The sequence below is a fragment of the Ruminococcus sp. 1001136sp1_2201st1_G3_2201SCRN_220225 genome, assembly GCF_040924365.1.
GTDB lineage: Bacteria > Bacillota > Clostridia > Lachnospirales > Lachnospiraceae > Blautia_A > Blautia_A faecis.
The window spans coordinates 91,084-101,191 of record NZ_JBCOME010000006.1 but is presented as its reverse complement, the minus strand read 5'-3'; the positions used below and the strand labels follow the sequence as shown (position 1 = coordinate 101,191).

The 10,108-nt window shown below is 44.2% G+C and carries 7 protein-coding genes and 1 pseudogene; all 8 read right to left on the bottom strand.

Translation table 11 applies throughout. The annotated features are described in order from the left end of the window. The coding region (locus tag AB5642_RS03945) for an FtsX-like permease family protein (protein WP_368371472.1) at nt 1-3,501 on the bottom strand (3,501 nt) is incomplete at its 3' end. Between the two features lie 7 nt (nt 3,502-3,508). Next, complete coding sequence (locus AB5642_RS03940) at nt 3,509-4,225, bottom strand: ABC transporter ATP-binding protein (RefSeq protein ID WP_118583251.1); 717 nt, start codon at nt 4,223-4,225, stop codon at nt 3,509-3,511. A 253-nt stretch (nt 4,226-4,478) separates the two neighbouring features. Beyond that, a complete protein-coding gene (locus tag AB5642_RS03935) occupies nt 4,479-5,450 on the bottom strand; it encodes a hypothetical protein (RefSeq protein ID WP_226815465.1) in 972 nt (323 codons plus the stop codon). A gap of 141 nt (nt 5,451-5,591) precedes the next feature. Next, on the bottom strand, nt 5,592-5,813 hold the full coding sequence (locus AB5642_RS03930) for a CotH kinase family protein (RefSeq protein WP_308768394.1): 222 nt from the start codon (nt 5,811-5,813) through the stop codon (nt 5,592-5,594). Between the two features lie 213 nt (nt 5,814-6,026). Further along, nucleotides 6,027-7,709, bottom strand: a complete 1,683-nt coding sequence (locus AB5642_RS03925) for a GGDEF and EAL domain-containing protein (RefSeq protein WP_195391900.1) — start codon at nt 7,707-7,709, stop codon at nt 6,027-6,029. Between the two features lie 66 nt (nt 7,710-7,775). Then, nucleotides 7,776-7,934: pseudogene (locus tag AB5642_RS03920) on the bottom strand (DUF6783 domain-containing protein); the annotation flags it as partial. 95 nt (nt 7,935-8,029) lie between these two features. After that, nucleotides 8,030-9,334 carry an O-acetylhomoserine aminocarboxypropyltransferase/cysteine synthase family protein gene (locus tag AB5642_RS03915; RefSeq protein WP_118583257.1) on the bottom strand — a complete coding sequence of 435 codons (1,305 nt, stop codon included), beginning with the start codon at nt 9,332-9,334 and terminating at the stop codon, nt 8,030-8,032. A gap of 173 nt (nt 9,335-9,507) precedes the next feature. Then, nucleotides 9,508-10,107, bottom strand: coding sequence for a pyridoxal 5'-phosphate synthase glutaminase subunit PdxT (gene pdxT / locus AB5642_RS03910; RefSeq protein WP_148461249.1), 600 nt, complete (start codon nt 10,105-10,107; stop codon nt 9,508-9,510). Nucleotide 10,108 lies beyond the last annotated feature (1 nt).

Genomic DNA, 10,108 nt, shown 5'->3' with positions numbered 1-10,108 from the left:
CTCATAAACCCTGGGCGTCATATAAAGGTAATGGCTCATATAATTCTCTGTGATCACAGCCACCCTCACCTTATATTCCTTATCTCCCTTTTTTAGGGGAATCATATCTCCCACCTTTAATCCCAGCAGGGATGCTGTTTTCTCGGAAATAGCAGCACCTTCGTCGGTAAGCTCATATGTTTCCCCGGTAATACGGTTCTTTAAGGTTACATCCTTTGCAAACTCACTCAGGCTCTCTGGCACAAACAGATAAATACTGATGTTGGAGCTGCCTTTCGGAGCACTGATCTTCGTCATCTGTACCCGATTGCAATGGGCGATTTGCTCATTTTCCTTCATGTATTCAAACAGCTCTGCATGTTCTTCCTCTGTAGCATCGCTGTCCTCAATCACCATTCCGTCATAATGCTGAAGCTCCCGGTACTGAATAGCGGCAATATCACTGATGGAATCCTGAATCCCAAAGCCAACCAGCATCAGTCCCATGCTTCCTGCAATTCCAAAGACCGTCATGATCAGGCGCTTCTTGTAACGGAAAAGATTTCGAATTGTGGACTTCCAGGAAAAGCTTAAATGCTTCCATATAAATGTGAGCCGCTCCAGCAATACCCGCTTGCCCTCTTTCGGAGCCGGTGGGCGCATAAGAGAGGCCGGTGTCTCCTGCAGCTCCTTTCCACTTGCAAAAAGAGTCGCTCCAACTGTACATACAACAGAGGCTGCGGAAGCGATCAGTGCGAAGCCAGGCTGATAATCAATGGAAATGGTATTTGCCACGTTATGATACATAATTCCATAAGCAGTTATAATAATGTATGGAATGATTTTCTCTCCGATCAGCATTCCCAGCACACTGCCAAGAAGAGTTGCAAAAAATGCATAACAGATATATTTTGCTGCAATAGCAGACTTCTTATATCCCAATGCCTTCAAGGTACCGATCTGGGTTCGCTGCTCCTCCACCATACGAGTCATAGTGGTAAGACTGATCAATGCCGCTACCAGGAAAAAGATGACCGGGAAAACCTGACCGATGTTTCGAAGACGGTCTGCATTATCACCGTAATCCGTATATTCCGGAAGATCCTCCCTATCTGTGACCATCCACTCCGGCATTTCCAGATCTTCCAGTTCCTTTTTCGCATCATTCAGCTTTTGCTGATTCTCGGCAATCTCATCCTCCGCATCTTTTTTGGCGTCTTCGTACTCTTTCTTTCCATCTGCAAGGTCTTTCTCACCTTTTTTCAAGTCTTTAGCCGCATCCTGAAGCTTTTTCTCATTGTCTGTAATCTCTTTTTCACCGTCTGCAAGCTTCTTCTCATTGTCTGCAATTTCTTTCTCACCATCGGCAAGTTTTGCCTCATTTTCTGCAATCTCCTGTTCACCGGAAGTAAGCTTTGCCTCATTTTCCGCAATTTGCCGGGCACCGGAATTATACTGTTCCAGGCCGGAAGCATACTGCGCTTCGCTGTCATTCAGCTTTGCCACATTGGCATCCAGTTCCGCCTGTCCTGCTGCCAGAGTCTCTGCATTGGAATCAATTTCTTTCTGGGCTTTATTCAGTTTTTTCTTTGCTGCCTTTAACTGCTTCTGACCTTTTTCCAGTTCCTGTTCCCCTGCCTCTATCTCAGCTTTCGAAGCAGCAAGAGTATTCTCCTGTTCCTGAATCTGAATCCATCCGGCGTCAATCTCTGCCTGACCTGCTGTTATCTGTTCCCGTCCAGCATTCAGCTCGCTTTCTTTCTGAGAAAGCTGGGAAAGTCCATTCTCGACTGCTGCAAGCCCGCTTTCCAACTCACTTCTGGTCGCTGCAAGCTGCTGCCGCTGACTCTCAATCTGCGCTTCACTTGCCTGAATCTGCTGGCTTACCGCCGCCTCCTGTTCTTCCAGTGCAGACACCTGAGCTGCCAGAATATCTATTTCCTCCTGGGAAGCATCCGGATTTTCCAGTGCTGCGTTGTAACTTGCGCGTACTATCTCAAGCTGACTCTGCAGCTCCGTCAGCTGAGCTTTTGCACTTTCCAAAGCACTTATTCCATCCTGAAGCTGTGCTTCTCCTGCTGATACCTGGGAAAGTCCATCTGTAATCTGCTGCTTCTGGGCATTTAACTGGGTTCTGGTACTTTCGATCTGCTGCTGTCCGGCAATGATCTCCGCTTTTGACTGATCCAGTTCACTTTGCTTTGTTGTCAAAGTCTGCTTTGCGGCTTCTAACTGCTGCTCGCCTGCCTCAATCTGGGCTTTTCCATCTGCAAGTTTCGCTTTATTTTCATCTAAAGTCTTCTGATTTTCCTCTAATTCTGCCAGACCACTGGTTACCTGCTTCTGCGCGGAATCAAGCTGAGCCTGTCCGTCAGCAAGCTGGGCTTTTGCTGCATTTACCTGACTCCATCCATCATCCAGCTGGCTTCTGGCAGTGTCAAGCTGGCTTTTGCTGGAGGAAAGCTGACTCCTGGCAGATTCCAGCTGACTTTTTCCATCAGCAAGCTGCGCTTTTGCATCTTCTAACTGGTTTTTCCCATCAGTAAGCTCTGTCTTCGCATCTTCCAGCTGTTTTTTTCCATCGGCAAGCTCTGTTTTTGCGTCTTCTAACTGGGATTTTCCATCTTCATACTCTTTCCTGCCGTCTTCTAAATCCTTTTCACCTTTATCCAGCTCTTCTTTTGCGTCAGCAAGCTTTTCATCTGCCTCTTTTTTCCCATCGTCCAACTTCTTCTGGGCATCATTGATTTCCTCCTGTGCATCCGCCTTCACAGCTGCAAGGCGGATCTGACAGCGATCATCTGCTATGTTTTCAACACGGTCTTTGATCTTGGCGATCAGATTCTCATAACCGTCTGTATAACTTGTAAGACCCTTTGCCCCATGAACGGTCACATAAATCTGCGTATAAATTTCCTGGTCAAAATCTTCTGGGAGCACATATCCAAATCCATTGACTTCACCAGTTCCAAGGGTGGTATTTCCTCTATTAAAGGAAATATAAAGAGGACTTCTTCCAGTTCCCACTACCGTATATTCTGTGGTCACAAGAACGGGGGAATCTCCTTCTTCACGCAAAGCCACCTTATCTCCTACCTTATATTCATTGGAAGAAGCAAATGTGCTATCCAGAAAAATCTCTCCACTTTTTTCCGGAAGGCGTCCCTCCTGCACATCCAGTTTATTCACTGTGTCATTTATGGATTCAATGTGAAGAACCTTCTGCTTCTGGCCTTCCCCGCACATCACATCGGTAGACCAGGCACCTTCTGCGGACTCGATGCTATCTATACTTTCTATGGAAGAAACATCATCAGATGTCAGGCCCATTGTGCCCACAACCTTGATATCCATCAGGCTGCTTTCGTCATAATAGGCATCTCCGGAATAGCGCATATCCGGCGAGGAAGCCTGAATACCGGAAAAGAAGGCCACTCCAAGAGCCACGATCAGAAGAATGGAGATAAACCTGGATTTGCTTTTTCGGATCTCCATCCAGAATTCTTTTCTTAATGCTTTCATCTCTCACCTACCACTCAATTTCTTCTACCGGGGTTGGGTGGGCATTCAAAGTCATCTGTGCCACCTTGCCGTTTTTTATTTTAATCACGCGATCTGCCATAGGCGTCAATGCAGAGTTATGAGTGATAACCACTACTGTCATCCCCTTCTGGCGGCACATATCCTGTAAAAGCTTGAGAATCGCCTTACCAGTCTGGTAATCCAGAGCGCCTGTTGGCTCATCGCAAAGGAGCATCTTCGGATTCTTGGCAAGAGCTCTTGCAATGGAAACTCTCTGCTGTTCACCGCCTGATAACTGGGCAGGAAAATTTCCAAGTCTGTCTTTCAGCCCCACCTCTTCCAAAACAGTTTTCGGATCCATGGGGTTCTTACAGATCTGTCCTGCCAGTTCTACGTTTTCCAAGGCTGTCAGATTGGGAACCAGATTATAAAACTGAAAAACAAATCCAATATCATCCCTGCGGTAGCTGGTGAGCTGGCGGTTATTGTATTTCGCTATATTCCTTCCATCTACCCAGATCTGACCGCTGGTGGCAGTATCCATTCCGCCCAGAATATTCAGAACCGTAGTCTTGCCAGCACCACTGGGCCCTACGATCACGGCAAACTCGCCTTTAGCTATGTTAAAGCTGATCTCATCTACTGCGATTATTTTTACTTCTTTCGTTCCATAAATCTTAGAAACCTTTTCAAGGTGAATATAGTTTTCTGTGGTACCCTGCAATTTATCACACTCCTGTTTTTCAAATATATTTTAATTTTAGTATAGCATTGCAGGTTTTTTTGTTCAATCAGAGAAAGTATGAAATTTCTATAAAGATAACTATACGTTACTGGTCACGGAGTAAACAGTAACAACTATACCAATCGCGTAGGATATGAATTCAAGTGTGCAGTTATAAAAATTATAGTTATTTCAAAAACAGCCTCTGACTTTCCCAGTAAAAAAGTCAGAGGCTGTTTTTCTTTCCTGCTCATCAATTGCAGAATATATAATTACAATCTGCATATCCGTATTTCATAAGGCGTGGAGAATATACATACCAGTATTTATCTGAACTGGAATCAATTACTACCACAGTATCACCGGTATTCAGTTCACCAATCTCATTTGCCGCATCATATCCCATAGCGGATCGAAGAGCCAGATATCCGGTAGGCACTTTTACATACAAGGTAGCATATGCATTTCCACCCACCAGATAATCTTTGTTTACAAATCCATTGGTATCATATTTCGGGGAATACACATACCAGTACTGGGAATCACTTGTGTCCAGAAGCTGTACGGTATCGCCGGAATATAATTCCCCGATTTCATTGGAAGCATCATATGCCTTCATATTGCGAAGTGCCAGATAGCCCTTGGCTACACTGACCGTTCTTACTTCGCCAAAATAGCTGGAATCTGTATCCAGTCCCTCTTCTCTGTACAGGTACTCCTGGTTCACATATCCATAGCCGTCCAGTTTCGGGGAATACACATACCAGTACTGAGAATTGCTACTGTCGGAAACCCAGACGGTATCTCCCGAATAGAGCTCACCGATTTCATTAGATGCATCATATTCCGGTGCATTGCGAAGAGCCAGATATCCGGTGGAAACGCTTACGGTCCACATTGTATTATAGGAAGATACGGAAGATGTCACAGAATCCAGATAATCATTATTCACATATCCGAAATCGTCATACTTAGGAGAGTATACATACCAGTAACCAGTGGCGCCAGTATAATCCAGTACCTCCACCAGATCACCACTGTAAAGTTCTCCGATCTCATTACCGCTATTATAGGATGTATCTGTCCGCAGAGCCAGATATCCAGTAACAACATTCACACGGTAAGTATTACAGGAAGCCTCTGCCTCCTGCGTAGTTCCGGGAACTGAAAATGCAAGGGCTGCAGCTGCAAGAACAGGTATGCAAATCTTCTTCATTTTCGTCATAGAAAAATCCCCCTTCATATAGTCGTTGCTGTCCACCCCATGACCAGCAACATACAATTTTCTGAAAAAACACTTTTTTCATGTATTTATATATGAAAATTATAACGGATTAACCATGGCTTTTCAACTCCGTTTTTCTTATTATACACCACCTGACTCTGTTTTTTGTAATGCTTCATTTCCATCTTCTGTGCCATAATTGCGCAGCATAAAACTGTCCTCTACAGCTTCTTTCATATTGGTAGCGTCTGCATAATTATTATTCAGGATTAGCTTATCTAAACCATAGCAGGTCTGCCCTTTAATGTAATGATCAAATTCCAGTTTAAAGCTATACCGATCTGTATCGGGGTCACTTGCAATAGACGAAAGACTAGTACATCGCTTCGTAAATAACTATACCAATCACGTAGGATGTGGATTCGAGTGTGCAGGTATAAAAACGTAGGCGTAGCGGGCTACGCCGAGGCTTTTATACCTGTGCAATCGGATTCACAGACAAGTGAGTGGTATAGTTATTTCGAAAACGATGTACTAGTATTTCCCTTAGAGCGTATAAAAAAGCACTTATCAGAATTATTTTTTCAGACAACCGTAGCTGCCTGTCTTATGTTTCCCATTGAAATATTTCTTTGAAAATTCCTCCGCCGAACAGGGTCTGGAATAATAGTATCCCTGAAGCAATTCCGGCTTATAAGTCTGGACAACGGAAAGGATTTCCTCATTCTCCACACCTTCCACACAAACCTTTATTCTGGTCTGCTTACTCAGATTCATAATATATTCCAGAATCGCCTGATCCATCTCATCATCCTGAATGGAACTGACAAAAGTATGATCAATCTTGATCCACTGCGGTTTCAGCTTGCGAAGCAATGCAATGGAAGAGTACTCCGTGCCGAAATCATCCAGTGCCATATTGATCCCCATATTTTTAAAATATTCAAAATCATCCCGAAGACCGTTGGGATCCGATACCTTACAGCTCTCTGTAAGCTCCAGGATCAGCTGCTTCTCCGGTGTGCCGGATTTTTCCACGATCCGTGTCACCATTTCTCTGAAGCCTTCCTGAAGTATCTGGATATAAGAAACATTCACGGAAATTACAAAATCAGGATTCTCCATGCGCCACAGTGCCGCCTGGGCAAGTGCCTTATTCAAAAGCCACTCTCCCACCTGTCGGATGGTTCCGTCTTCCTCCAGGATCGGAATAAATTCCATTGGGGAAACCAGGGTTCCATCCGGCAGATAAAAACGCATCAGAGTCTCAGCACCATAAACATCCTGAGTCTCTCCGTTCACCAGAGGCTGATATACCAGTGCAAACCCTCTGCAATTATTGGCAACAGACTCACGGAGCACTTCCTGCAGTCGGAATTTCTCCACCGTTTTTCTGTGCATTTGTCCGGAAAACTGCGCAATGCTGCCACGTCCCACTTTCTTTGCCTGCTCAAGGGCGTATTCCACATTTGCATGCAAAGTCTCGAAATCCTCTGCATCCTGTGGAAAAAAGGCCACTCCGCAGGAAATTGTCAACTGGATCTCCAGATTCATCTCCCTGGGGACTTCCACTGAAAACTTCTGCATTTCCTTGTAGATCCGGTCAAGTGCATTCTCGGATTTCTCAGTGGTAATACAATAGAATTTACCTCCTGGTCCTCGATAAGAAATAACGCCCTCCAGGCTCTGACATTTCTGTCCCAGACGTTGCAGAACCTCATCTCCTACCAGATACCCAAGAATATCATTGATTCTCTGAAGTCTGTCCACATCAAAAAGAAGAACAGCACCTTCCATTCCATGACTGATAAATGCCGGAAGCTGCTTCTTCAGCTCATGAAACGTATATAAACCAGTGGGCTGGTCAAACTTGGCATTCACACCAAGATTCATCATCGTGCCAACAAAAAGGCCAAGGCTTCCATCCGCATTCCGCTCCACAATTCCCTGGCACCTTACCCATACATATTTCCCATATTTATTTAAAGCCCGGTATTCACAATTATGCCGGTTGCTTTTCCCCTCAAAAATACGGCCGATATCCTCCAGAAAAATATGCTGGTCTGCAGGATGAATATGCTGTACCCATTCCTTCGACGTATTCTCTATAAATTCTCCTGGCAGATTGAAGTAATCCACACTTGGCTTAGACCATCTGGAAAAATCGCGTTCCAGGTCTGCTATATAAATGTACATATTATCTGAAGTCTGAGACAGAGCATCAAATATATGGCTGTCAAGATTAGAGATATCTATCACACAAAATCACTGCCTTCCCTTTTCCCCTAATACGTCAATATTTTACCATATTTTGCACAATTCTGTCTACAGATTTTGACAATTCTGCACATAAAATGTTAATAAAGTATAAAAAGAAGAATAAATAATACAAACATTTTTATGATAATCTGTAATCATTCCGCAGGCGCCAGAGCCTGTCTGAAAAATCATTCCCGCAATCTGCACGCCCCACTTTGCAATATATTTTGCCGAATTCGACTGTTGTAGCCTAAAAAAGGTACCATATCTCCCATTTCAGGAAATACAGTACCTTTTACAGAAATGAATTTATTTTTTAATTACTTTACTGCCTCGAATGCTGCGTCCAGAGCCGCGATCAGGTCTTCCACTTTCTCAATACCGATGGAAAGACGGATTGTGTTTGGTTTGATTCCCTGGTCAAGAAGCTCTTCCTCTGTGCACTGGCTGTGTGTGGTTGTTGCAGGATGGATCACAAGGGATTTTACATCTGCAACATTTGCAAGCAGTGAGAAGATTGCAAGGTTATCAATAAATTTCTGAGCGGTCTGTGCATCCCCCTTGATTTCAAATGTAAAGATGGAACCGCCGCCGTTTGGAAGGTATTTCTTATAAAGATAATGGCTTGGCTCACTCTCCAGTGACGGATGATGAACAGCTTCTACCTGTGGATGTTTAGACAGGTAATCTACGATTTTCAGGGCGTTGCTTACGTGACGCTCCACTCTTAAGGAAAGAGTTTCCAGTCCCTGTAAGAACAAAAATGCATGGAATGGAGAAAGGGTAGCTCCTGTATCACGAAGGATAATTGCACGAATGTAAGTTACAAATGCTGCCGGAGCGGTTGCCTCTGCAAAGGAAATTCCATGATAGCTTGGGTTCGGCTCAGAAATCCATGGAAATTTGCCAGATGCCTTCCAGTCAAAGTTACCGCTGTCTACGATTACTCCACCGATTGCAGTTCCATGGCCTCCGATGAATTTGGTTGCGGAATGAACGACGATATCTGCACCATACTCAATCGGGCGAACCAGGTAAGGAGTTGCAAATGTAGAATCAACTACAAGAGGAATGTTATGTTTGTGCGCAATTTTTGCAACTTCTTCAATATCAATCAGGTTGGAGTTCGGATTTCCAAGGGTCTCAATAAAGATTGCTTTTGTGTTTTCCTGGATTGCAGCTTCGAAAGAGCCTTCTGCATCCGGATCTACAAATGTTGCGGTGATGCCGCTGGTCTGCGGAAGAGTATGTGCCAGAAGGTTGTATGTTCCGCCGTAGATGGTCTTGGAAGCTACAATGTGCTCACCTGTTTTTGCAAGTGCCTGGAATGTATAATTGATAGCTGCTGCACCGGAAGCAACTGCAAGCGCTGCAACTCCGCCTTCAAGAGCAGCAATTCTCTGCTCGAAAACATCCTCTGTAGGGTTGGTAAGTCTTCCATAAATATTTCCGGCATCGCGAAGTCCGAAACGGTCAGCTGCATGCTGTGAGTTATGGAATACATAAGATGTAGAAGCGTAGATTGGAACAGCTCTTGCATCTGTTACTGGATCTGCTTTCTCCTGTCCAATGTGTAACTGTTTTGTTTCAAATCCCCAGTTTTTAGAATCTCTGATATCTGCCATTTTTCTTTCCTCCGTATGTTTACTATTTTTCATCATTTTTTGTTAATGTTAGTTTTGTTATTGTTTTTGATGTTTTTCTTTGCTGTTGCTTTGTTTTTGTTGATGAATGCATAGTAACATACTGGGGATTATCTGTCTAATATGTAAAAATAATATCTGGTTATAGGTTCATTCTATAGCCAGGTATTTGGGGAATTTTTCTTTGCATATTTCTTTACACTATTCAGAAACGCCTCATGTATCCTGTCATCCTCATCCAGTTCCGGATGAAATGCCAGTCCATACTGCTCTTTATACTTTACAGCTACAATATTTCCATCCACCTCAGCCAGTACTTCTGCGCCTTCTCCGCATTTCTCAATATAAGGGGCACGAATGAATGTCATGGGAACCTGACCGATTCCTTTCATTTCCCTGATGGTGTGAAAACTGCCAAGCTGTCTGCCGTAGGCATTTCTTTTTACTGTCACAGGCATGGTTCCGAAATACACATGCCCGTCATTAGAGAGGTGGTCAGCCAGAAGGATCACCCCCGCACAAGTGGCAAGCACTGGCATTCCAGCCTGGATTTTCTCTTTCAAAGGCTCAAACATTTCCAGCTCCCGAAGGAGTTTTCCCTGTACCGTACTCTCACCGCCTGGCAAAACCAGTCCGTCAAAACCTCCATCCAGGTCTTCTTTTTTCCGCAACTCCACGCACCGAGCACCCAGTTTTTCCAGTTTGCTCTTATGTTCTGCAAAAGCTCCCTGCACAGCAAGGATTCCGATTTTCATC

Bases quoted from the DNA above. Each gene is read 5' to 3' on its own strand.
- AB5642_RS03935 (WP_226815465.1), bottom strand. From the start codon at position 5,450: ATGACGAAAATGAAGAAGATTTGCATACCTGTTCTTGCAGCTGCAGCC.
- AB5642_RS03915 (WP_118583257.1), bottom strand. From the start codon at position 9,334: ATGGCAGATATCAGAGATTCTAAAAACTGGGGATTTGAAACAAAACAG.
- pdxT (WP_148461249.1), bottom strand. From the start codon at position 10,107: ATGAAAATCGGAATCCTTGCTGTGCAGGGAGCTTTTGCAGAACATAAG.